Genomic DNA, 21811 nt, shown 5'->3' with positions numbered 1-21811 from the left:
GGCGGTGACCGAGTGGCGGGTGATGGCGGTGCTGGCGCTGTATCCGGGGCTGTCGGCCGGCGAGGTCTCCGAGCGCACCGCGATGGACAAGGTAGCGGTGAGCCGGGCGGTGGCGCGGCAGCTGGAGCGTGGCTTCATCCAGCGCGAGACCCACGGCGACGACCGCCGCCGCTCGGTGCTGCACCTGACCGCGGCCGGGGTGGAGGTGTACCAGGTGGTGGCACCGATGGTGCTGGAATGCGAGCGGCGCCTGCTGGCGCCCTTCAGCGAGGACGAGCAGCGGCTGCTGAACCGGCTGATCGACCGCCTGGCGGCCGAGGGCCTGCCGAGCATGACCGGGCGCTGAGGCGCCGGGGCCCGTGACACCGGGGCCTCGAACACCGCAGGAGCGGCTTCATCCGCGACAGGGCATTCCTTGGAAGCCCGGTCGCGGCTGACCCCACGAAAGGGGACAAGACCCGCTCCTACGAGAATTGCGCTTCGCGGCCGCTCAGGCCTTGGGCGGTGCCCATTCCTTGAGGAAGTCCGAGAACTTCCTGCGATCGTAGTCCTTGCCCTTCTGCAGGTCGGCGAGCACCTGCGAGTGCAGCAGCTTGCCGTCGGCGTCGAGCACCAGCAGGTGCGGGAAGTCGACGATCTTCGGGTACTGCGCCATGAACGCGTCGTTCTTGTTGGCGTCGCTGACGTTGACCTTGACCCAGACGAAGTTCGCATCGCGGAAGCTGCGCAGCTCCGCATCGCCCTCGATGAAGGTGTCCAGGGTGTGGCACCAGTCGCACGCCTCGTTGCCCACGTCGAGCAGGATGCGCTTGCCGCCGCGCTTGGCCTCGACCATGGCGGTGTCCAGGTCGTCGGCCGGATTGCGCTGCGGATCGAACTGCGCGCCCAGGGCCTTGGCCGCGGCCACGTCGGCGGCGGCCGGGGTATTGCCCGAGGCCACCGGCTGGTTGGGGTCGGCCACCGGCGGCTTCTGCACCGAGGTGTCCAGCGGCTTGGCCGGCGCCTGCGCGTCGGGCGGCGCCGCGGTCTGCCCGCACGCGCTCAGCGCCAGCATCGCCGCCAGGGCAGCGCAGATCGTCTTGTTCATCGCCATTGCGTCGTCCTCAGGTTACTTCACACCGTGCATCAGCTTGCTGATCAGCGGCGCGATCAGGAACAGCACCACGCCGGCGCCCAGCAGCGCCCAGAAGCCGAAGGTATACCCACCCAGCGCGGAAGACACGGTCATGCCGCCTTCGCCGCTGACATGGCTGGCGAAGATGCCGGACAGGTTGTTGCCGATGCCGGTGGACAGGAACCAGCCGCCCATGCCGAAGCCGACCAGGCGCACCGGCGCCAGCTTGGTCACCATCGACAGCCCGATCGGCGACAGGCACAGCTCGCCCACCGACTGGATGACGTAGACCATGAACAGGGTCCAGAACGGGATCTTGCCGGCGTCGTTGACCAGGCTCGACAGCGCGAACATCAGCAGCAGGAAGGCCAGACCGTTGAACACCAGGCCCAGCGCGAACTTGCGCGAGATCGACGGATTGAAGCGGCCGGCCTTGACCCAGATCCAGGCGATGACCGGCGCCAGAGTGATGATCGCCAGCGAGTTGACCGACTGGAACCATGCGGTCGGGAAGGTCCAGTCGCCGAACTGGCGGTTGACGATCTCGTCGGCGAGGAAGGTGAAGGAACTGCCGGCCTGCTCGAAGAACATCCAGAACAGCACGTTGAAGGCGAAGATGATCAGCATCGCGATCACCTTGTCGCGCGCGACCTTGCCGTTGCGGATGCCTTCGACCAGCAGCATCACCGACAACCCGACGAAAATCGCGCCGAGGATCCAGGCCAGCACGGTCGCGGCGGCAAGCGTCTTCTCGTAGTCGAGCGCGCCCTGCACATACACCGGCTTCAGCCAGCCGAGCGCCATCAGCGCATCGGCCACGTACCGGGCCAGCCCGCCGCCGAGCACGAAATAGATGACCGGGACCGCCAGCACGCACCCCAGCAGCACCGCGACGACACGGCCGCCGGTGCCGGGCTCGGCCGCGCCGATCCCCTTGAGCTGGGCGCGACCGACCAGGAACCACAGCAGGCTGATCAGCATGCCGACGCCGGAGGCGATGAACACCATCTTGTACGACGGCATCGCGACGGTGCCGAACACTTTCTCGGCCAGCATCTGGGTCAGCACCGGCGAGACCATGGCGCCGATGTTGATGCCCATGTAGAAGATGGTGAAGCCGCTGTCCCGACGCGGATCGGCCACGCTGTAGAGCTTGCCGACCATGGTCGAGATGTTCGGCTTGAACAGGCCATTGCCGACGATGATCGTGGAGAGCCCCAGCTCGAACACCTGCTGGTTGGGGATGGCGATCATGAAAAGACCGGTCGCCATCACCGCCGCACCGACCAGGATCGAGCGCTGGTACCCGAGCACCCGATCGGCGATGTAGCCGCCGAAGATCGCCGCCGCGTACACCAACGCCAGGTAGGCCCCGTACGTGGCGCTGGCCGGCGCCTGGCCGGCGCCCTGCCCGTCGTAGAACTGCGCCACGATGTACAGCACCAGCGCCCAGCGAATGCCGTAGAACGCGAAGCGTTCCCAGAATTCGGTCATGAACAGCATCCACAGGGGGCGCGGATGCCCCAGCAGGGTCTTGAATTCGGGCGGTTGCGCTGACGGCGGTTGCGGTGAGGCGGGGTGGTTCGACGCGACGACGTCAACGCTCATGCGGTGTTCCCTTGCGTATTCAGGATGGGCTGGGGCGGTGCGGCCGGCCAGGCCGGGCAACGGGCGAGGATCACCGAGCGACGGCGTGGCGTCAAATGCGCGGACGGGCCGGGACTCGGGACCCGGAGCCCGGGACCCGGAAAGGCGGGCCCTCGAAGGCCAGGGATTCCGGGCGAGAAGGCGATGTGCGCATGCGGTACGCCAGCCTCCGCGCGGCGCGCCACACGGAAAGACAGAAGCCTCCGACCACGACGCAGCGCAGCAAGGCCGAGCGGCGCCTGCCAGCGCGCTCCACTACGGCGCTTGCGACGCCCCATCCGGGTCCCGGGTCCCGAGTTCCGGGTCCCGGCTTTCCAGCCCCACCGACGTCCGCACCTCGAACAACTCCGGAAAGAAGGTGAGCGCCAGCGCCTGCTGCAGGAAGCCGACGCCGCTGGAGCCGCCGGTGCCGCGCTTGAAGCCGATCACCCGCATCACCGTGCGCATGTGGCGGAAGCGCCACAGCTGGAACTGGGTCTCCAGGTCCACCAGGTCCTCGCACAGGGAGTACTCGCGCCAGTAGCGGTCGGTGTTCTCGTAGATGCGCTCGAACACCGGGCGCAACAGCGGGTCGCTGACATGCGGCTGGCGCCAGTCGCGGGCATGGTACGGCGCCGGCACCGCGTGGCCGAAGCGGGCCAGGTAGCGCAGGAACTCCTCGTACAGGCTGGGCGCCTCCAGCACCGCCTGCAGCGCCGCCTGGCCCTGCGGGTCGTGGTCGAACACCGGCAGCATCTGCGCGTTCTTGTTGCCGAGCATGAATTCGATGGTGCGGTACTGCAGCGACTGGAACCCGGAGGACGGGCCGAGCACATCGCGAAAGCCCATGTACTCGGACGGGGTCAGGGTCTCCAGCACCGACCACTGCTCGGTGAGCAGGCGCAGCACCTGCTTGCTGCGCGCCAGCACCTTGCGGCACTGCCATACCTGGTCGCGCTGCAGATGCGCGATCGCCGCGCCCAGCTCGTGCGCCAGCAGCTTCAGCCACAACTCGGAGGTCTGGTGCTGGACGATGAACAGCAGTTCGTCGTGGTGCGGCGGGTTCGACAGCGGCTGCTGCGCCGACAGCAGCCGGTCCAGGCGCAGGTAGCCGCCGTAGGTCAGGCGGCCTTCCAGGTCGGTGTGGATGCCGGCTTCGAGCGGGCGCTGGTTCTGTTCGACGGGCATGGGCGGCGTGGGCGTTCCGGGCCGGCAAGGGTACCGCAGCGACGAATGTCACACATTCGTCAGCACCGGCTGACAAACTCCGGCACAATCGTCGGCGGCGCCTGGGGGGTGCCGTCGGTTCATCTGCGTAAGAGCGGCTAACGAAACTACTGCGCAGCCACCAGGCGGGCGCGGACGGTGCTCGGAATCCTCATGTACCACTCGTACATTGCGGTTCCTCCGCGCCGTCCGCACCCACCTGGCGACTGCTCGCTACGTTTCGTTCGCCACTCTTAAGTCCACGTCTTCAAGGATCGGGGAGATCTTGTTCATGCGAACCATGCTGCTTCGAGCTGCAGTGTTGTCGTGCGCGTTGGGGTGTGCCGGGTACGCCCAGGCGCAGGTGGTCATCAGCCAGGTCTATGGCGGTGGCGGCAACAGCGGCGCCACCTACAAGAGCGATTTCGTCGAATTGCACAACAACGGCAGCGAGGCGGTGAGCCTGGCCGGCTGGTCGGTGCAGTACGCCTCGGCCGCCGGCAGCAGCTGGCAGGTCACCCCGCTGAGCGGCAGCATCGCGCCGGGCGGCTACTACCTGGTCAAGCAGGCCGACGGCAGCGGCGGCAGCACCGCGCTACCCACGCCCGACGCCACCGGCACCATCGCCATGAGCGGCAGCGCCGGCAAGATCGCGCTGAGCAAGAGCAGCGCCGCGCTGAGCGGCGCCTGCCCGGCCGGCAACGCCGACTTCGTCGGCTACGGCAGCAGCGCCAGCTGCGCCGAAGGCAGCGCCCCGACCGCCGCGCCCAGCAACACCCTGGCGGTGCTGCGCGGCAACGGCGGCTGCACCGACAGCGACAACAACAACGCCGACTTCGCCACCGGCGCACCGACCCCGCGCAACAGCGCCGCGCCGGTCAGCCTGTGCGGCGGCGGCAACCTGCCGGTGGCCAGCGTGGCCAACGTCAGCCGCGCCGAAGGCGACAGCGGCAGCAGCGCATTCGTGTTCACGGTGACGCTGAGCCAGCCGGCCGGCAGCGCCGGCGTCACCTTCACCGTCGCCACCCGCGACGGCACCGCCACCGCCGGCAGCGACTACCAGGCGCTGGCCGCGACCCAGGTGACCATCCCGGCCGGCGAAAGCAGCGCCGAGGTGCGCGTGCTGGTCAATGGCGACACCAGCAACGAACCCGACGAAACCTTCTACCTCGACATCAGCGGCGTCAGCGGCGCGCTGCCGTCCACGCTGACCGCCAGCGGGGTGATCCTCAACGACGACTTCAACCTGGTGCCGATCCACAGCATCCAGGGCAGCGGCGCGCGCTCGCCGCTGGTCGGCCAGGTGGTCGCCACCAGCGGCATCGTCACCGCGCGGCGCAGCGCCGGCTTCTTCCTGCAGACGCCCGACGCCCAGGCCGACGCCGACCCGCTCACTTCCGAGGGCATCTATGTCTACACCGGCAGCGCGCCGCCGGCCGAGGCCGCGGTGGGCAACGCGGTGCGGGTGCAGGCCACGGTGGTCGAATACGTGCCCAGCACCGACCCCAGCCAGCCGCCGCTGACCGAACTGAGCTCGCCGACGGTGCTGCTGCAGTCCACCGGCAATCCGCTGCCGGCCGCGGTCGAGCTGACCACCCGCTTCCCCGACCCGAACGGCGCCTACGACCAGCTCGAGCGCCTGGAAGGCATGCGCGTCACCGTGCCCAGCCTGACCGTCAACACCCCGACCCTGGGCAACGTCAACGAGACCAACGCCAGCGCGACCAGCAACGGCGTGTTCCATGCCGTGGTCACCGGCCTGCCGCGCGCCTGGCGCACCGCCGGCGTGCAGCAGCCCGATACGTTGCCGGCGGGCTCGCCGAGCGATGTGCCGCGCTGGAACACCAGCCCGCAGGTGATCGCGGTCGGCAGCGCCGGCCTCGGCGGCGAGCGCCTCGACGTGGCCGCCGGCTGCACCGTGCTCGGCGTCAGCGGTCCGCTGGACTACAGCTTCCGGCGCTACACGATCTATCCGGAAACCGCGCCCACCGTGCAGTGCGACGGCGCCGACCAGCCCAAGCCGGCTCCCGCGCCGCAGGCCGACGACGTCAACATCGCCACCTACAACATGGAGCGCTTCTTCGACGACCAGAACGATCCGGCGATCGGCGAACCGGTGCTGACCGCGGCCGCCTACCAGGCGCGCCTCAACAAGGCCTCGCTGGCGATCCGCAACTACCTCAACACCCCCGACATCCTCGGCACGGTGGAGATCGAGAACCTGAGCGTGCTGCAGACCCTGGCCGACCGCGTCAACCGCGATGCGGTGGCCGCCGGCCAGCCCGATCCGCAGTACGTGGCCTACCTGCAGGAAGGCAACGACGTGGGCGGCATCGACGTCGGCTTTCTGGTCAAGACCGCGCAGGTCGGCGCCGGCATCGCCCGCGTCGAGGTGGTCTCGGTGAGCCAGGAAGGCAAGGCCGCCACCTGGACCGAGCCCAGCGGCACGGTCAGCCTGCTCAACGACCGTCCGCCGCTGCTGCTGAAGGCGGTGGTGCATTTCGCCGACGGCCGCGCGCTGCCGCTGACCGTGGTCGAGGTGCACCAGCGTTCGCTCAACGGCGCCGAGACCGACGACGCCAGCGGCCAGCGCATCCGCGCCAAGCGTCAGGCGCAGGCGGTGTTCCTGGCCAACCTGCTGCAGGCGCGCCAGGCCGCAGATCCCACAGAGCAACTGTTGGTGATGGGCGACTTCAACGCCTTCGAGTTCAACGACGGCTACGTCGATGCGATGGGCACCATCACCGGCCTGCCGGCGGCGGACGCGCAGACCGTGGTGCCTGGCGACGGCGCCACCCTGGTCGATCCGGCGCTGTACAACCTGACCCTGCTGTCGACGCCGGACCAGAGCTACTCCTACGCCTACGACGGCAACGTGCAGTCGCTGGACCACATCCTGGCCAACCGCGCGCTGATGCGCTCGGCGCAGATCGCCAGCCTCAGCGAAGGCCATGCGCGGCTCAACGCCGACTTCCCGGCCGTGGCCCGCAACGACGCCAACTCCCCGGCGCGGCTGTCCGACCACGACCCGGCGGTGGTGCTGATCAAGCTCAAGCCGCTGGAGCGCGCCGACCTGAGCCTGCGCGTGAGCGCCGCCAACGCGTCCGTCTATGCCGACGACACCATCCGCTACAGCGTGGAACTGGCCAACGCCGGTCCGGACGCGGCGCGTGCGGCGGCAGTCGCCTTCGCCCTGGACGCGGCGGTGGCCCCGAGCGTGACCGCCGCCCCGGGCTGGGACTGCGCCGCGCCGGAGGTGGCTGCGCAGACCGTGGTCACCTGCAGCACCGCGCAGTTCGCCGCCGGCACCACGCCGCGCTTCGAGGTGGCAGTGCCGGCCGGCACCGCCCTGGTCGGGCGCAGCCTGAGCCTGGCCGCATCGGTGGCCTCGCAGACCGAGGACCCCAACCCCGGCGACAACGGCGGCGGCGCCACGGTGGCGGTGCAGGCGCGTCCGGCCGGCGACCTGGCGGTGTCGATCGACGGTCCGGCCACCCTGCCGTTCTTTGCCTTCTTCGCCGACTACCGCATCGACGTGCGCAACCACGGCAATGCGCCGGTGCAGGGCGCCAGCCTGGAGATCGACGGCAGCACCCTGTCGGCGCTCACCGCGCTGGTGCCGCCGCGCGGCTGGCAGTGCGTGCGGCAGAACCACGGCCTGCGCAGCGCGCGCTTCCAGTGCCGCAGCGGCGCCGACCTGGCGCCGGGCGCCAGCGCCGCGTTCCGCCTGAGCCTGGCGACACGGCCGCTGCCGGCCGACCGCCAGATCGTGATCGGCGCCAGCGCCGGCTCGACCTCGGCCGATGCCGACCCGAGCGACAACAGCGCGCGCTTGAGCACCCGCGTGGAGGGGCTGCGCCTGTTCGGCCGCTGATCGCGGCAAGCGGTGCAGACGAAAGGGCGTGGCCGCAAGGCCACGCCCTTTTTGCTTGGGGCGACGCCACCCGGCGCCGATCACGTGCTGCCGAAAGCGCTATCGCGCAGGAGCGGCGTCAGCCGCGATGGAGTATCCCCGGTAACGCCGGTCGCGGCTGAAGCCGCTGTTACGAGGCGACGTCCATGCGGCTTGAGGGTGCGTAGCGGGCGATGCGCGATGCCCTTGCGCTGCTGCTGCACGCGTGCGCCTTCTGTCCCTGTCCGACACTCTCGCCTCCAGCGCGCACCGCACCGCCGGCATGTACCACCGCCACCGGTGGACACCCAGGCGCACATGAACGGCATGCATCGCAGTGCAACATCGGCGATACCCAACGCCATCAATCGGCAACGCGGCGCGACCACGCTTTTCTTGTGCGATACGGCATCGCCGCGTGCTGCGGTGCACGACGGCTTTTGTGCACGGCTTCCTTAACATGCCGACTCATATCATTTGAAACTTGTTGTCGAGAGCGCCATCGCCATGAGCATCGCCGCCCAGTTCGAAATTGAGTTCCTGCAGTACCTCGACGCGGGCGGCCAGCCGGTCCGCGACGCGCTTCCGGCCGATTCGGCCAACCCGCAGACGCTGCTGGCGCTGTTCAAGCAGATGCTCTACGTGCGCACCTTCGACAGCAAGGCGGTGGCCCTGCAGCGCACCGGCAAGCTGGGCACCTACGCCTCCTGCCTGGGCCACGAGGCCACCCACATCGGCATCGGCGCGTCGATGCGCCGCGGCGACGTGCTGGCGCCCAGCTACCGCGAGTACGGCGCGATGTTCATGCGCGGCGTGCGTCCGCGCGAGATCCTGCTGTACTGGGGCGGCGACGAGCGCGGCAGCGACTTCCAGCGCGATTCCGACGCCGCCCGCGACTTCCCGATCTGCGTGCCGATCTCCACCCAGTGCCTGCACGCGGCCGGCGCCGCGCTGGCGTTCAAGCTACGCGGCGAACCCCAGGTGGCGGTGGCCACCTGCGGCGACGGCGGCTCGTCCAAGACCGACTTCTACGCCGCGCTCAACTCCGCCGGCGCGTACCAGCTGCCGCTGATCCTGTGCGTGATCAACAACGGCTGGGCGATCTCGGTGCCGCGCAACGCACAGACCGGCGCGCATACCCTGGCGCAGAAGGGCCTGGCTGGCGGCCTGCACTGCCTGCAGGTGGACGGCAACGACCTGATCGCCGTGCTCGAAGCGATGCGCCAGGCGCGCGAGCGCGCGTTGGCCGGCCAGGGCGGCACGGTGATCGAGTTCATGACCTACCGCCTGTCCGACCACACCACCGCCGACGACGCGCGCCGCTACCGCGACGACGCCGAGGTCAAGCAGGCCTGGGAACGCGAGCCGCTGCTGCGCCTGCGCACCTGGCTGAGCGCGCAGGGCCTGTGGAGCGAGGAAGAGGAAGCCGCGTGGAAGCAGGAATGCGCGCGCCTGGCTGACATCGAACTCAATGCCTACCTGGAAACCCCGGTGCAGCCGGTGGAAGCCATGTTCGATTACCTGTACGCCGACCCGCCGCCGGACCTGCTCGCGCAGCGCGCCGAGGCCATCGCCCTGGAGCAGCGCCATGGATGAGTTGAGCCCCCGCCTCGCCGACCACGCGGCCGCGTCTGCGGCCGGCACCGCCCACAGCGCCGCCACCGCGCGCGGAGACAGCCCGATGACCAGCACGCCCATTACCCTGATCGAAGCGGTGACCCAGGCGCTGGCCTGGGAACTGCAGCACGACCCGTCGGTGCTGGTGCTGGGCGAGGACGTGGGCGTCAACGGCGGCGTGTTCCGCGCCACCGCCGGCCTGCAGCAGCGCTTCGGCGCGCAGCGCGTGCTCGACACCCCGCTGGACGAGACCACCATCGCCGGGCTCAGCGTCGGCCTCGCCGCGCAGGGCATGAAGCCGGTGGCCGAAGCGCAGTTCGACGGCTTCGTGTACCCGATGGTCGATCACCTGATCTGCCACGCCGCGCGCCTGCGTACCCGTACGCGTGGCCGCCTGCACTGCCCGATGGTGCTGCGCGTGCCGTGGGGCGGCGGCATCCGCGCGCCGGAGCACCACAGCGAAGCCAACGAAGCCATCTTCACCAACGTGCCTGGCCTGCGCGTGGTGCTGCCGTCCTCGCCGCAGCGCGCCTACGGCCTGCTGCTGGCGGCGATCCGCGAGCCGGATCCGGTGATCTACATGGAACCCAAGCGCATCTACCGGCAGTACAAGGAAGTGGTCGCCGACGATGGCGAGGCGCTGCCGCTGGACGTGTGCTTCGTGCTGCGCGACGGCACCGACGTGACCCTGGTCGCCTGGGGCGCGCAGGTCAAGGAAGCGCTGGAGGCCGCCGACCGCCTCGCCGCCGACGGCATCAGCGCCGAAGTGATCGACGTGGCCACGCTGCGCCCGCTGGACTTCGACACCATCGCCGAATCGGTGGCGCGCACCGGCCGCTGCGTGATCGTGCAGGAGGCCCCGCGCAGCGCCGGCTTCGGCGCCGAGATCGCCGCGCGCCTGGCCGAGCAGTCGATGTACGACCTGGTCGCGCCGGTGCAGCGCGTGACCGGCTACGACACCCACATCCCGCTGTTCCGGCTGGAAATGAAGTACCTGCCGAGCACCGACAAGATCGTCGCGGCGGCCAAGCGGGCGATGGCCGCGGGTTGATATGCAGGCACGTCTGATCAGCGATTACCGCGCCGCCTATCCGCATCCGATCCGCATCGCCGCCGGCGAGCGGGTCGCGCTGGGCGTGCGCGACGAAGAGTGGCCGGCGTTCGTCTGGATCACCGGCACCGCCGGCAGCGCCGGCTGGGCGCCGCTGGCCTGGCTGCAGCCGACCGGCGACGGCCATGCCGTGGCGATGCGCGACTACGATGCGCGCGAACTCGATGCCGCGCAGGGCGACACCGTCGTCCTGCATCACGAATACGGCGACTGGTGGTGGGCCGAGCGCGCCGACGGCACGCAGGGCTGGCTGCCGGCACGCGACCTGGAACTGCTGGAAGAGACCACATGAGCCAAACCAAGAATTTCAATCTGCCCGACCTGGGCGAAGGCCTGCCCGACGCGACCATCGTCGAGTGGTTCGTCAAGGAAGGCGACACCATCCGGCTGGACGAGCCGCTGGTGTCGATGGAAACCGCCAAGGCGGTGGTCGAAGTGCCGTCGCCGGTCTCCGGCAAGGTGCTGAAGCTGGCCGGCGCGCCGGGCGACATCGTCGTCACCGGCAGCATGCTGGCGCAGTTCGCGCCCGACCCGAACCTGCCGCAGCGCGCCGAAGGCCAGGACACCGGCCATCACCATGGCGGCGCGGCACCGGCCGCGTCCGGCAAGGGTGCCGGCGCGGACACCGCTGCGGCCGACGACCGCGTGGTCGCCTCCGACGACGGCGGCGAACTGCACGACGCCGACAACGCGCAGGCCGCGGGCGAGCGCGACGATGCCGGCACCGTGGTCGGCGCGATGCAGAGCTCCAACACCGTGCACAGCGAGCAGGCCGTGTCGGTCGGCGGCGTACGCGCGATGCCGGCGGTACGCGCCCTGGCCAAGAAGCTGGGCGTGGACCTGGGCCGCGTGCGTGCCAGCGGCGCCGACGGCGCAGTCACCCTGGCCGACGTCAAGCAGGCCGCGGCCGATGGTTCGGCGAAAGCCGGCGCCGCTGCAGGAACGGCTTCGGCCGCGACTGCACGGAGCCCTGCCGTCGCGGCTGAAGCCGCTCCTGCGCCGGCCCGCACATCCCAAGCCGCTCCTGCGCGCACCCCGCTCTCCGCCGCCGGCAAGCCGATGCGCACGCAGCCGCCGGGCGTGGCCATGCAGGGCCAGCCCGAGCCGCTGAAGGGCGTGCGCCGCAACATGGCGCGGGTGATGGCCGAGGCGCAGCGCCAGGTGGTGCTGACCACGCTCAACGACGATGCCGACCTGCACGCATGGACGCCGGGCAACGACACCACCGGGCGCCTGGTGCGCGCGATCGTCGCCGCCTGCCAGGCGGTGCCGGCGCTCAACGCCTGGTTCGACGGCGAGGCGCTGACCCGCACCCTGCACGCGCACGTGGACATCGGCATCGCCGTGGACACCGACGACGGCCTGTTCGTGCCGGCCCTGCGCAACGCCGACATGCTCGATGCGAGCGGCGTGCGCGAAGGCATCAACCGCCTGCGCCAGCAGGTGGAGGCGCGCAGCATCCCGGCCTCGGAGCTGAGCGGCTACACCATCTCGCTGTCCAACTTCGGCATGTTCGCCGGCCGCTACGCCACCCCGATCGTGGTGCCGCCGTGCGTGGCCATCGTCGCCGCAGGCCGCGCCCGCCACCAGCTGGTGCCGGTGATGGGCGGCGTGGAGACGCACAAGATTTTGCCGCTGTCGCTGAGCTTCGACCACCGCGCCTGCACCGGCGGCGAAGCGGCGCGCTTCCTGCGCGCGATGATCGACGACCTGGCGCTGCCGGGCTGAGCGCCAGCCGTCTTGCAGATCAGCCGACCTGCCTGACGCCAGACGGTGCATCTGCTGCGCTGACGCAGTAGATGCACCGCCATGGTGGTATGCCCCCCATTGTGGGAGGGACTTCAGTCCCGACGCGACGAACTAAAGGCATTGGGATTGAGCCCGTTCTGCAGCGCAGGCCTCAGCGGCGACATAGAGGGGCGCGTGTTTTCTACGGTCTTCTACACACTTCGGGATGCTCTCCCGAGCAACTCCAGCACAGCGCGTCGGGGCTGAAGCCCCTCCCACAGGGCCACCGGCAGGCGCAAAGGGGCGATATGGGAGTCGCGCTACCGATCGCTTCGGCGTGCATTCTTTGCACATCAGCCGCCCTGGCCGACACGAGGCGAGTCATCCGCTGCGCCTGCCGCAGCGGATGCATCACCATTGTGGGAGGGACTTCAGTCCCGACGCGACGAACAAAAAAGCGGTGGGTCTCAAGCCTTTCTGCAGCGGATGCCACGCAGGTCACGTCACGGGGCATGTTCTCGGCGGTCTTCCAAAAATCGCGTATTCATTCCCCGAGCAGTTCCAGCACAGCGCGTCGGGGCTGAAGCCCCTCCCACAGGGCAGTGACCAAGCGCTACCGGCGGTCCGGGATTGGTGCTGCCGATCACTCTGCATGCATTCGGTGCACATCAGCCGATCTGCATAAAACCAGACGGTGCATCTGCGCACCAGGTACAGCAGATGCGTCCCGTGTGGGAGGGACTTCAGTCCCGACGCGACGAACTAAAAGCACCGCGATTGAGGCCGTTCTGCATTGGATGCCTCGGAGGCCACGCAGAGGCGCGCGTAGTCTCTGCAGTCTTCTACACACTACGGGATGCTCTCCCGAGCAATTCCTGCACAGTGCGTCGGGGTTGAAGCCCCTCCCACAGTGCAGGGACCAAGTGCTACCGGCGGTCCGGCATTGGTGCTGCGATCGCTTCGCATGCATTCGGTGCACATCCGCCGACCTGCATGCACCGTGATGGCGAACCGCTTGGCTCGATTGCGCGTCACACGTCGCAGCTACGGCGATACCGCATCTGCTCGATGCAAAAACCCTGAACGCAACCTGTCTACCACGCGACGCGACGCCGCCGTTATGGTCGCTGCACAGGGGGAGGCACTGCGCCGATCGGCCGCACTGCCCTGAACGTCATGCCACGCATCGCGCCACGGCCGCTCCGCTGCCGCGACGGCGCGCCCTTCCTTCTTGCGTTCGAGGATTCCGCTCATGACTCTGCCACGTCATCATCGTCCGTCGGTGCTGCTGCCGTCCCTGCTGCTTGCGCTCGCCGCCACCTCCGCCAGCGCCGCGCAACGCGTGGATCTGCACGCCAAGAACCCGGACACGCTCGGTACCCAGTACCGCAGCGCCGCCGCGCGCGTCGGCGGCATCCCGGCCGCGGCCGCGGTGCGCCATGCCGAACTGATCGGGCTGGACGCCGAGTCCGCGCTGACCCTGCTCGGCAGCAGCGACGATGCCGACGGCACCGTGCACCGCCGCTACCAGCAGACTTTCCGCGGCATTCCGGTATGGGGCGAGCAGGTGATCGTCAGCGAGCGCGCCGACGGCAGCGTGCGCAGCCTGTTCGGCCGCTCGGTGGCCGGGCTGGCCAGCGAGTTGCCGGCGACTGCCGCCAATGCGCCCAGCGCCACGCTGACTGCCGACCGTGCGTTGCTCCTGGCCCAGCGCGTCGCGCTGGGCGCCGCCCAGGCCGAGCGCCGCATCGAACGCGCGCAGGCGCCGCAGATGATCTATCTCGACGACAGCGACCGCGCGCACCTGGCCTACGTGGTGTCGTTCTTCGCCGATGCGCCGAACGGCGGCGCGCCGAGCAGGCCGTTCGTGATCGTGGATGCGCGCAGCGGCGCCATCCTCAAGCAGTGGGACGCGCTGACCACGCGCGACGCCACCGGCCCCGGCGGCAACGCCAAGACCGGCCAGTACGAGTACGGCAGCGACAGCATCCATGGCTTCCTGGAGGTGGACGACAACTGCCGCATGCAGAACAGCAACGTCAAGTCGGTGAACCTCAACGGCGGCAGCTCCGGCACCACCGCGTACCAGTTCACCTGCCCGCGCAACACCTACAAGGCCATCAATGGCGCCTATTCGCCGATCAACGACGCGCACTACTTCGGCGGCGTGATCGAGAAGATGTATCGCAGCTACGTCGGCGTGGCGCCGCTGACCTTCCAGTTGGTGATGCGCGTGCATTACGGCACGCGCTACGAGAACGCGTTCTGGAACGGCTCGACGATGAACTTCGGCGACGGCAACACGCGGTTCTATCCGCTGGTCAGCGCCGACGTCGCCGGCCACGAGGTCTCGCACGGCTTCACCGAGCAGCATTCCAACCTCACCTATTCCGGCCAGTCCGGCGGCATCAACGAGGCGTTCTCGGACATGGCCGGCGAGGCCACCGAGTACTACCTCAAGGGCACGAACGACTTCAAGGTCGGCACCGAGATCTTCAAGGCCAACGGTGCGCTGCGCTACATGGCCAACCCGACGCAGGACGGCAGCTCGATCGACAACGCCGCCAACTACCGCAGCGGCCTGGACGTGCATTACTCCTCGGGCGTCTACAACAAGGCGTTCTACACCCTGGCCACCACCTCCGGCTGGAACACGCGCAGCGCGTTCGAGGTATTCGCCCGCGCCAACCAGCTGTACTGGACGCCCAGCACCAGCTTCAACAGCGGCGCCTGCGGCGTGCAGACCGCCGCGAGCGACCTGAGCCGCTCGGTGACCGCGGTGCGCAATGCCTTCGCCGCCGTTGGCGTCAGCTGCCCGCAGTAACCTGCCCACTCGCGCACGGCCATCCGCATGGATGGCCGTGCGTTGCAGTTCGGGATTGGGATTGGGGATTGGGGATTGGGGATTGGCAACAGATGCTCTCGCCGATCGTCGCGTAGGAGCGGCGCTTGTCCCCTTTTCGGGATCAGCCGCGACGGGCGAAGTGGCGTGCTTTCCGATGCCGCAATGCGTCGGGACTGAAGTCTCTACCAAAGTGCATCCGGCGAGCTTGCCGCAAGCCCTTGTGGGAGCGGCTCTTGTCCCCTTTTCGGGATCAGCCGCGACGCGCGATGGCCAGGCGCGTCAACGAAGGAAGCCGCGCGTGCGCCGGGTCGGCGATACTGTCCAGTCTCACCTTCGCTGCCCCTCCCGATGCCGTTCGCTTCCCTCGGCCTGTCGCCCGCGCTGTATCCCGCCTTCGCCGCCGCGCTCGCGCGCGTCGGCTGGCAGACGCCCACGCCAATCCAGCAGCAGGCCGTACCGCTCGTCGTCGCCGGCCACGATCTGCTGGCCATGGCGCAGACCGGTTCCGGCAAGACCGCGGCGTTCGCGCTGCCGTTGCTGCAGGCCTGCGCGCAGGCGGCCAGGCCGGCGCGCTCCACCCGCGTGCTGGTGCTGGTGCCGACCCGCGAACTGGCGGTGCAGGTCGCCGACACCTTCGTCGCGCTGGGCCTGGAACTGCCGCGGCGGCCGCGGGTGGTGGTGGCGGTCGGCGGGGTCTCGATCAATCCGCAGATGCTGGCGCTGCGCGGCGGTGCCGACGTGGTGGTGGCCACGCCCGGGCGTCTGCTCGACCTGCTGGCGCAGCGCGCGCTGCAACTGGACGCGGTGGCGCACCTGGTGCTGGACGAGGCCGACCGCCTGCTCGACCTGGGCTTCGGCGCCGAACTGGAGCGGCTGCTGCAACTGCTGCCGCCGACGCGGCAGACCCTGTTGTTCTCGGCCACCCTGCCAGCCCCGATCGCGGCGCTGGCCACGCGCCTGCTGCGCGCGCCGCGACGCATCGGCGACGCCGCCGACGCCGCGGCGATTCCGGCGACGCTGCGTCAGCGCGCGATCGAGGTCGACAGCGACCGGCGTCTGGCCCTGCTCCAGCATCTGTTGGACCACGAGGCCTGGCCGCGGGCGCTGGTGTTCGTGGCCAGCCGGCGCAGCACCGAGCAGGTCGCCACGGCACTGAGCAAGGCCGGCATCGCCGCGCAACCGCTGCACGGCGACCTCGCCCAGGGCCGGCGTCAGCGCACGCTGGAGGCGTTCCGCCAGCAGCAACTGCGCGTGCTGGTGACCACCGACCTGGCCGCGCGCGGCATCGACATCGCCGCGCTGCCGGTGGTGGTGAACTACGACCTGCCGCGTTCCACCGCGGACTACACCCATCGCATCGGCCGCAGCGCGCGCGCCGGTGCCGAGGGCCAGGCGCTGAGCTTCGTCGACGCGGCCAGTGCGGCGCATCTGCGCCTGATCGAAAAGCGGCAAGGCGTGCGCGTGCCGCGCGAACGCATTCCCGGTTTCGAGCCGAAGCAAGCGCCACACCCGGCCGCCGCGCCGGCCACAGAGGCGGCCGCCTCCACCGGCGGCATCAAGGGCAAGCGACCGAGCAAGAAGGACCGGCTGCGCGCGGCGCGTGCGCACAACGGGGAGCCGCCCGCGAGCGGCTGAGCGCCGCCGCGTGGGCTGTACGACGCTTCACTGCGGCATCCGTCGCCAAACAGATGCGTGCCGAGATCAGGCACGTTTCCGGCCAGAACATCAGGACGACCGCGTCGCCATGCTACGCGGGCTTGTCGGACGGATCCGACCAAGGACGCCGGGAGCGTCCGCGCCAACGCGTGCCGCAGTCAGCCCTCCGGCCAGAAACGCCTGGAGGGCCTGGCGCACCGCGGCAAGCGCTGCGGCAATGCCAAAAGGCGCGGGTAGTGGCCTGGAGCCGCACGTCGATTCCACGGCGCCGCCCCCGGCGCGACAGGCACGCCGAATCGCGCTCAGTCCTCGAAGGGATCGTGCTCGCTTTCGTCCTGGCCGCCCTTGGCCCGCGGCGGCCGCGTGCAGGCGCGGCTGCGGATTTCCACGTAGAACTGGTCGCCGACGGCAGCGACCAGCGCGTCGACCGCACGCAGCAGTTCGGCCGGCGGCAGCACCGCGGCGGTGGCTTCCTCGGTGCCGAACAGGGTGTCGAAATCCCAGTAGTCCGCACCGGCCGGCAAGGTCTTGCGGCGCTCGCGGCGGATGTACTTGCGGATTTCGTGCTTGGCGGCATCGAGCAGGCGGTCGGGATGCTTGCCTTCGATGCGGAGCCGGTAGGTCTTCTTCACTGCGGGAAATCCTGGAAAGGGAATGCGGCGGTCATCGCAGGGCGACGGCGCGGCGGGCGCACCGACGGACGGCGCGTACGACGGCCGCCATGGTGCCAGAAGCGGCCGCACGCTGCGGATTGCGCGGATAATCGGGGCACGCCCCATGGCACGCAGGAGCCACCGATGACCGATCCGTCCGCTTTCGCGGGATACCGCGTGCTCGTTGCCGGCGCCAGCCGCGGGATCGGCCTGGCGATCGCCGATGCCTTCGCCCGCCATGGCGCCGCAGTGGCGATCTGCGCGCGCAGTCCCGCGCCGCTGGCCGACGCCACCGCGCAGCTGCAGCGCCACGGCCACCCGGTCGCGGCGCAGTGCTGCGATCTGGCCGACGCCGCGCAGATCCAGACCTGGGTGGCCCAGGCCGCGGACGCACTGGGTGGCATCGACGTGATGATCAACAACGCCTCCGGCTACGGCCATGGCGACGACGATGCGAGCTGGCAGGCCGGCTTCGACATCGACCTGATGGCCGCGGTGCGCTGCAACCGCGCCGCGTTGCCGCACCTGCGCGGCAGTGGTCGCGGCTGCATCCTCAACATCAGCTCGATCAACGGCCTGCGGCCGACGCCGCGGGTGCCGGCGTACTCGGCGGCGAAGGCGGCGCTGAACTACTACACGACCACCCTGGCGACGCAGCTGGCGCGCGAGCGGATCCGGGTCAATGCGATCGCGCCCGGTTCCATCGAGTTCCCCGGCGGCCTGTGGGAGCAGCGCCGCCAGCAGCAGCCCGAGCTGTACCGGCAGATCCGCGCGAGCATTCCGTTCGGCGCCTTCGGCGCGATCGACGATGTCGCCAACGCGGCACTGTTCCTGGCCTCGCCGCAGGCACGCTGGATCACCGGCCAGGTGCTGGCGGTGGACGGCGGGCAGTCGCTGGGCGCCTGAGGAGGCTCGGTGTGCGGCCGCGTCCAGTGCGCGCGAGCGCGCTGCGGCGAGTGTGGGCTGCACGCGATGCCGTGGTGATGTGGCCTGGCGCCGGCGTCACACCGCGGACGACCCACAGAGAAGTCGCCCAAACGTGCGTTGGCGGGCAATGCTGCGGACTCGCGCACGACGCTCCAATCCCGAATCCCCACTCCCCAATCCCGGCCCCTAAACCAACTGCGCCGCATCGACGATCTGCACGCCCGGGCGCGGCTGCAGTGCGGCCGCGACCAGCGCCGCGGCGATGCGTTCGGCCGGATTGATCCGGTAGCGCCGCGGCAGCAGCGGCCCGAGCGCACGCAACACCACGCTGGCGGCATGCTCGCCGCGGCGGCGTTGCGCACGCTCGCCGCCGATCAGGCCCGGCCGCACCAGGGTCAGCGACGTAAAGCCGAGCACGCGCAGGTCGTGTTCCAACTCGCCCTTGACCCGGTTGTAGAACGCCCATGACCGCGGATTCGCGCCCAGCGCGGAGTTCAGCGCGAAGGCCTCGGTGCCGTGCTGGCGCAGCAGGCGCGCGATCGCCAGCGGATAGTCGTGATCGACCCGGCGGAACGCCTCCCGCGAGCCGGCCTGGCGCATCGTGGTGCCGAGCGCGCAGATCGCCGCCTCTACCTGCCACCACGGCGCCTGCGTCGGCAGCGCGTCGAAGTCGAGCACCGGGTTGAACAGCTTGGGATGGACCAGCTCCAGCGCGCGCCGGGTCGGCGCGATCACCGCGCTGCAGGCGGGGGCGGCCAGCAACTGGCGCAGCGCGTGGCCGCCGACCAGGCCGGTGGCGCCGGCGAGCAGGATTTTCATGAAGCGTCCTTGGAGGCTGGCTGGGGGAGGTGGCGACTATCGCAGGGGCGGCGGCAAGGCGTTGTGGGTGGGGTGTGCGGTGCAAGGCGGTCCATGAGGCGCTGCGCGGCCGTACCCTCACCCCAACCCCTCTCCCGGAGGGAGAGGGGCTTCAGCTGTTCCCTTCTCCCATCGGGGGAAGGTGCCCCGCAGGGGCGGATGAGGGTTCGGGGCGCCAGCCAGCCTGGTCCTCGCATGCTCCTGCCTGCCCCACACACGGTCGCCGCGCCGCAGCAGGTACGCCACAATAGCCGCCCCATCGCGCCGGCCGGCGCGCTGCAACCTATGAGGAGCGGTTCGATGTTCGTGGTGTGCGGAGAGGCCTTGTACGACATCTTCATCGACGGCTACGCCGGCACCTCGGTCGGGATGACCGCGCGCCAGGGCGGTTCGCCGTTCAACGTGGCGATCGGCCTGGCCCGCCTGGGCGCGCCGTCGGCGCTGTTCACCGGCCTGTCCACCGACCCGCTCGGCCGCCAGCTGCGCGCCACCCTCGAAGGCGAAGGCGTGGCCCTGGACTACTGCATCGACAAGCGCGAGGCCACCACCCTGGTGATGGTCGCGCTGGACGCGAGCGGCGTGCCCAACTACGCCTTCTACGGCACCGGCTGCGCCGATCGCGCGCTGACCGAGGCCGACCTGCCGGCGCTGGACGCACGCGTCGGCGGCCTGCATTTCGGCTCCTACACCCTGGTCGCCGAGACCACCGCCAGCACCTTCCAGGCACTGGCCGAGCGCGAGCGCGGGCAGCGGCTGATCTCGCTGGATCCGAACGTGCGGCCGACGGTGGAGCCGGACATGGCGGTGTGGCGCGCGCGGCTGGCGCGCTGGATCGCGCTGGCGCACGTGGTCAAGGTCAGCCAGGAGGACATCGAGCTGCTGTATCCGCAGCAGGATCCGTTCGCCATCGCCCGCAGCTGGCTGCAGCAGGGGCCGTCGCTGGTGGTGATGACCCTCGGCGGCGACGGCGCGGTGGCCTGGCGCGGCGACAGCGAAGCGCGCGTGCCCGGCCGCGTGGTGCAGGTGGTCGATACGGTCGGCGCCGGCGACAGCTTCCAGGCGGCGCTGCTGCAGCAGTTGCCCGATCCGGCCGCGCTGGCGGCGCTGGGCAGCGAGCCGGCCGCGCTGGAGCGCCTGCTGCAGTTCTGCGTGGCCGCCGCAGCGATCAACTGCACCCGCGCCGGCGCCAATCCGCCCAGCCTGGACGACGTCCGCGCCGCGCTCTGAGGCCAGCCGACGGCATGCACGCGGCGCCCGCGGCCGGGTTGCCTATGATGGGCCGGCCGCCTGCGGCGACACATCCACCGGGAGACCTGCCTTGACCGACCTGTCCGAGATCGCCGTACGCCTGGGGATCGCCGCCCTCGCCGGCGCGGCGATCGGATTGAACCGCGACCTGCACGGCAAGCCGATCGGCATCCGCACGCTGGGCCTGGTCGGCCTGGCCACCGCGATGGTGGTGCTGCTGGCCGACCCGCTCGGCAAGGGCGGCTTCACCGATGCCGGCAGCCGCGTCATCCAGGGCATCCTGACCGGCATCGGCTTCCTCGGTGCCGGCGTCATCTATCACGTCGAGAAGCACGTGCGGGTCCACGGCCTGACCAGCGCCGCCTGCGTCTGGCTCACCGCCTGCGTCGGCATCATGTGCGGCGCCGGCCAGTGGCAGATCGTGGCGGTGTCGCTGGTCATCGCCTTCGTCATCCTGCTGTTCGGCGGCCGCGTCGAACGCGCCCTGCACGCACTCCTGGGCGGCAGGCCGGCGCATGACGCCACGCCGGATCAGTCGTCGGACAGCGACCCGCACCAGCCCGGCAAGTAGCTCGCGTCCCGGCTCTTGGCGAGCGCGAGCGCGGTTTCCATGGCGCGGGCGAAATCCTCCTTGACGTCGCGGCGCCGCAGCCGGCGGCGGAACAGGTCGGCCCACAGGAACTCGCTGAACGGCGTGGTGTCCTTGGCGTAGCCGCCCGCGCGGCGCACCTCGCCGGCGAGGCTGCGGTAGGGATCGTCCTTCAGGTCGGCGATCGACGTGGGCATGTCCTTGAACGGGCGGCGCTCGCCCTTGGCGTCGTAGGGATAGGCCCAGCGGCGATGATCCAGCACGCTCCACAGCGCGCCCTTGTCGACCATGCTGAGGTCGGCGATCACCGTGACCAGGATGTCCTCCACCCCTTCGTCGTGCAGCGCCCGCGCCAGGTGGTGGTGATCGACCACGTAGTAGCGGCCGTCCGGTCCCAGCACCACCGGGATCATGTGCGTGCCGAGCAGTTCGGCCTGCTTGTGCTTGGACGCGTGCGCGCGCCAGCGCTTGCGCTTCTCCTTCACCTCGCGCATGCCCACGGTCATCTGCGTGGGACGCAGGGACAGGATCGGAACGGGATGCAGCAGCGGTTCGCGGGGATCGGCCATGCTCAGTCTCCGTGGAAGTGTGCGCGCCGGCACCAGGCGCGGCCGCCAGAGTGCCAGCGTCGTGCACGTTCTGCACAGCGCCGCGGCACGCGCGATCTTTCGGGAGCCAGGTGTTGCTCCCCTCTCCCTCCGGGAGAGGGGTTGGGGGTGAGGGTGCGACGGCCAGGGAACC

The 21811-nt window shown here is 70.2% G+C and carries 17 protein-coding genes and 1 other RNA gene; 12 read left to right on the top strand and 6 right to left on the bottom strand.

All coding sequences use genetic code 11. The features are described from left to right. On the top strand, positions 1-346 hold a 346-nt coding region (locus CEK68_RS17020; protein WP_152240090.1), incomplete at its 5' end, for a MarR family transcriptional regulator. A 144-nt stretch (positions 347-490) separates the two neighbouring features. Here the strand turns inward: CEK68_RS17020 and CEK68_RS17015 are convergent. The 3 genes from CEK68_RS17015 to CEK68_RS17005 form a co-directional block, all read right to left on the bottom strand. Further along, positions 491-1093: a thioredoxin family protein gene (locus CEK68_RS17015; protein WP_152240089.1), complete on the bottom strand. Its 603-nt coding sequence runs from the start codon at positions 1091-1093 to the stop codon at positions 491-493. Between the two features lie 15 nt (positions 1094-1108). Continuing rightward, entirely contained in the window at positions 1109-2722 is a 1614-nt protein-coding gene (locus CEK68_RS17010; protein WP_152240088.1) for an oligopeptide:H+ symporter, read from the bottom strand. 294 nt (positions 2723-3016) lie between these two features. Then, on the bottom strand, positions 3017-3928 hold the full coding sequence (locus CEK68_RS17005) for a tryptophan 2,3-dioxygenase family protein (protein ID WP_152240087.1): 912 nt from the start codon (positions 3926-3928) through the stop codon (positions 3017-3019). Positions 3929-4120: 192 nt separating this feature from the next. Here CEK68_RS17005 and CEK68_RS17000 point away from each other — a divergent pair. The 8 genes from CEK68_RS17000 to CEK68_RS16965 all read left to right on the top strand — a co-directional run bounded on the left by CEK68_RS17000 (position 4121) and on the right by CEK68_RS16965 (position 16774). Further along, a non-coding RNA gene (locus CEK68_RS17000) (sX9 sRNA) lies at positions 4121-4196 on the top strand. Positions 4197-4238: 42 nt separating this feature from the next. Further along, complete coding sequence (locus tag CEK68_RS16995) at positions 4239-7820, top strand: lamin tail domain-containing protein (RefSeq protein WP_152240086.1); 3582 nt, start codon at positions 4239-4241, stop codon at positions 7818-7820. A 525-nt stretch (positions 7821-8345) separates the two neighbouring features. Further along, on the top strand, positions 8346-9434 hold the full coding sequence (pdhA, locus tag CEK68_RS16990; RefSeq protein ID WP_152240085.1) for a pyruvate dehydrogenase (acetyl-transferring) E1 component subunit alpha: 1089 nt from the start codon (positions 8346-8348) through the stop codon (positions 9432-9434). Continuing rightward, positions 9427-10506, top strand: a complete 1080-nt coding sequence (locus CEK68_RS16985) for an alpha-ketoacid dehydrogenase subunit beta (protein WP_152240084.1) — start codon at positions 9427-9429, stop codon at positions 10504-10506. The genes pdhA and CEK68_RS16985 overlap by 8 nt, the downstream gene beginning before the upstream one ends. A 1-nt stretch (position 10507) precedes the next feature. Next, positions 10508-10858 carry an SH3 domain-containing protein gene (locus CEK68_RS16980; protein WP_017910228.1) on the top strand — a complete coding sequence of 117 codons (351 nt, stop codon included), beginning with the start codon at positions 10508-10510 and terminating at the stop codon, positions 10856-10858. Continuing rightward, on the top strand, positions 10855-12294 hold the full coding sequence (locus tag CEK68_RS16975; protein WP_152240083.1) for a dihydrolipoamide acetyltransferase family protein: 1440 nt from the start codon (positions 10855-10857) through the stop codon (positions 12292-12294). The genes CEK68_RS16980 and CEK68_RS16975 overlap by 4 nt, the downstream gene beginning before the upstream one ends. A gap of 1252 nt (positions 12295-13546) precedes the next feature. Further along, complete coding sequence (locus tag CEK68_RS16970; protein WP_152240082.1) at positions 13547-15118, top strand: M4 family metallopeptidase; 1572 nt, start codon at positions 13547-13549, stop codon at positions 15116-15118. Positions 15119-15487: 369 nt separating this feature from the next. Continuing rightward, positions 15488-16774, top strand: a complete 1287-nt coding sequence (locus CEK68_RS16965; protein WP_152240081.1) for a DEAD/DEAH box helicase — start codon at positions 15488-15490, stop codon at positions 16772-16774. Positions 16775-17097: 323 nt separating this feature from the next. Here the strand turns inward: CEK68_RS16965 and CEK68_RS16960 are convergent, their stop codons facing one another. Next, entirely contained in the window at positions 17098-17427 is a 330-nt protein-coding gene (locus CEK68_RS16960) for a DUF6172 family protein (RefSeq protein ID WP_152240080.1), read from the bottom strand. Positions 17428-17592: 165 nt separating this feature from the next. Between CEK68_RS16960 and CEK68_RS16955 the strand changes: the two genes are divergently transcribed. Continuing rightward, positions 17593-18354, top strand: a complete 762-nt coding sequence (locus CEK68_RS16955) for an SDR family NAD(P)-dependent oxidoreductase (protein WP_152240079.1) — start codon at positions 17593-17595, stop codon at positions 18352-18354. A gap of 207 nt (positions 18355-18561) precedes the next feature. Here CEK68_RS16955 and CEK68_RS16950 read toward each other — a convergent pair whose 3' ends face one another. Then, on the bottom strand, positions 18562-19194 hold the full coding sequence (locus tag CEK68_RS16950; RefSeq protein WP_152240078.1) for an NAD-dependent dehydratase: 633 nt from the start codon (positions 19192-19194) through the stop codon (positions 18562-18564). Positions 19195-19533: 339 nt separating this feature from the next. Here CEK68_RS16950 and CEK68_RS16945 point away from each other — a divergent pair, with 339 nt between their 5' ends. Both CEK68_RS16945 and CEK68_RS16940 read left to right on the top strand, forming a co-directional pair. Next, the gene (locus CEK68_RS16945) at positions 19534-20460 is read left to right on the top strand and encodes a carbohydrate kinase (RefSeq protein ID WP_152240077.1); all 927 of its coding nucleotides are present in this window, start codon (positions 19534-19536) and stop codon (positions 20458-20460) included. Between the two features lie 91 nt (positions 20461-20551). Next, positions 20552-21052, top strand: a complete 501-nt coding sequence (locus tag CEK68_RS16940; RefSeq protein WP_152240076.1) for an MgtC/SapB family protein — start codon at positions 20552-20554, stop codon at positions 21050-21052. Here the strand turns inward: CEK68_RS16940 and CEK68_RS16935 are convergent. After that, positions 21013-21639, bottom strand: coding sequence for a ParB-like protein (locus CEK68_RS16935; protein ID WP_152240075.1), 627 nt, complete (start codon positions 21637-21639; stop codon positions 21013-21015). The genes CEK68_RS16940 and CEK68_RS16935 overlap by 40 nt on opposite strands. Between the last annotated feature and the right edge of the window lie 172 nt (positions 21640-21811).

It is taken from the genome of Xanthomonas sp. LMG 12461 (assembly GCF_009192935.1).
In the GTDB taxonomy this organism is placed as follows: Bacteria; Pseudomonadota; Gammaproteobacteria; order Xanthomonadales; family Xanthomonadaceae; genus Xanthomonas_A; species Xanthomonas_A sontii.
The sequence above is the reverse complement of the archived record's forward strand: the minus strand, read 5'-3'. Positions and strand labels throughout refer to the sequence as shown.

Excerpts from the sequence above, each read along its gene's own strand:
- CEK68_RS16945 (WP_152240077.1), top strand. The coding sequence starts at position 19,534 with ATGTTCGTGGTGTGCGGAGAGGCCTTGTACGACATCTTCATCGACGGC.
- CEK68_RS16955 (WP_152240079.1), top strand. The coding sequence starts at position 17,593 with ATGACCGATCCGTCCGCTTTCGCGGGATACCGCGTGCTCGTTGCCGGC.
- pdhA (WP_152240085.1), top strand. The coding sequence starts at position 8,346 with ATGAGCATCGCCGCCCAGTTCGAAATTGAGTTCCTGCAGTACCTCGAC.
- CEK68_RS17010 (WP_152240088.1), bottom strand. The coding sequence starts at position 2,722 with ATGAGCGTTGACGTCGTCGCGTCGAACCACCCCGCCTCACCGCAACCG.
- CEK68_RS16970 (WP_152240082.1), top strand. The coding sequence starts at position 13,547 with ATGACTCTGCCACGTCATCATCGTCCGTCGGTGCTGCTGCCGTCCCTG.
- CEK68_RS16995 (WP_152240086.1), top strand. The coding sequence starts at position 4,239 with ATGCGAACCATGCTGCTTCGAGCTGCAGTGTTGTCGTGCGCGTTGGGG.
- CEK68_RS17005 (WP_152240087.1), bottom strand. The coding sequence starts at position 3,928 with ATGCCCGTCGAACAGAACCAGCGCCCGCTCGAAGCCGGCATCCACACC.
- CEK68_RS16935 (WP_152240075.1), bottom strand. The coding sequence starts at position 21,639 with ATGGCCGATCCCCGCGAACCGCTGCTGCATCCCGTTCCGATCCTGTCC.
- CEK68_RS17015 (WP_152240089.1), bottom strand. The coding sequence starts at position 1,093 with ATGGCGATGAACAAGACGATCTGCGCTGCCCTGGCGGCGATGCTGGCG.
- CEK68_RS16950 (WP_152240078.1), bottom strand. The coding sequence starts at position 19,194 with ATGAAAATCCTGCTCGCCGGCGCCACCGGCCTGGTCGGCGGCCACGCG.
- CEK68_RS16985 (WP_152240084.1), top strand. The coding sequence starts at position 9,427 with ATGGATGAGTTGAGCCCCCGCCTCGCCGACCACGCGGCCGCGTCTGCG.
- CEK68_RS16965 (WP_152240081.1), top strand. The coding sequence starts at position 15,488 with ATGCCGTTCGCTTCCCTCGGCCTGTCGCCCGCGCTGTATCCCGCCTTC.
- CEK68_RS16975 (WP_152240083.1), top strand. The coding sequence starts at position 10,855 with ATGAGCCAAACCAAGAATTTCAATCTGCCCGACCTGGGCGAAGGCCTG.
- CEK68_RS16980 (WP_017910228.1), top strand. The coding sequence starts at position 10,508 with ATGCAGGCACGTCTGATCAGCGATTACCGCGCCGCCTATCCGCATCCG.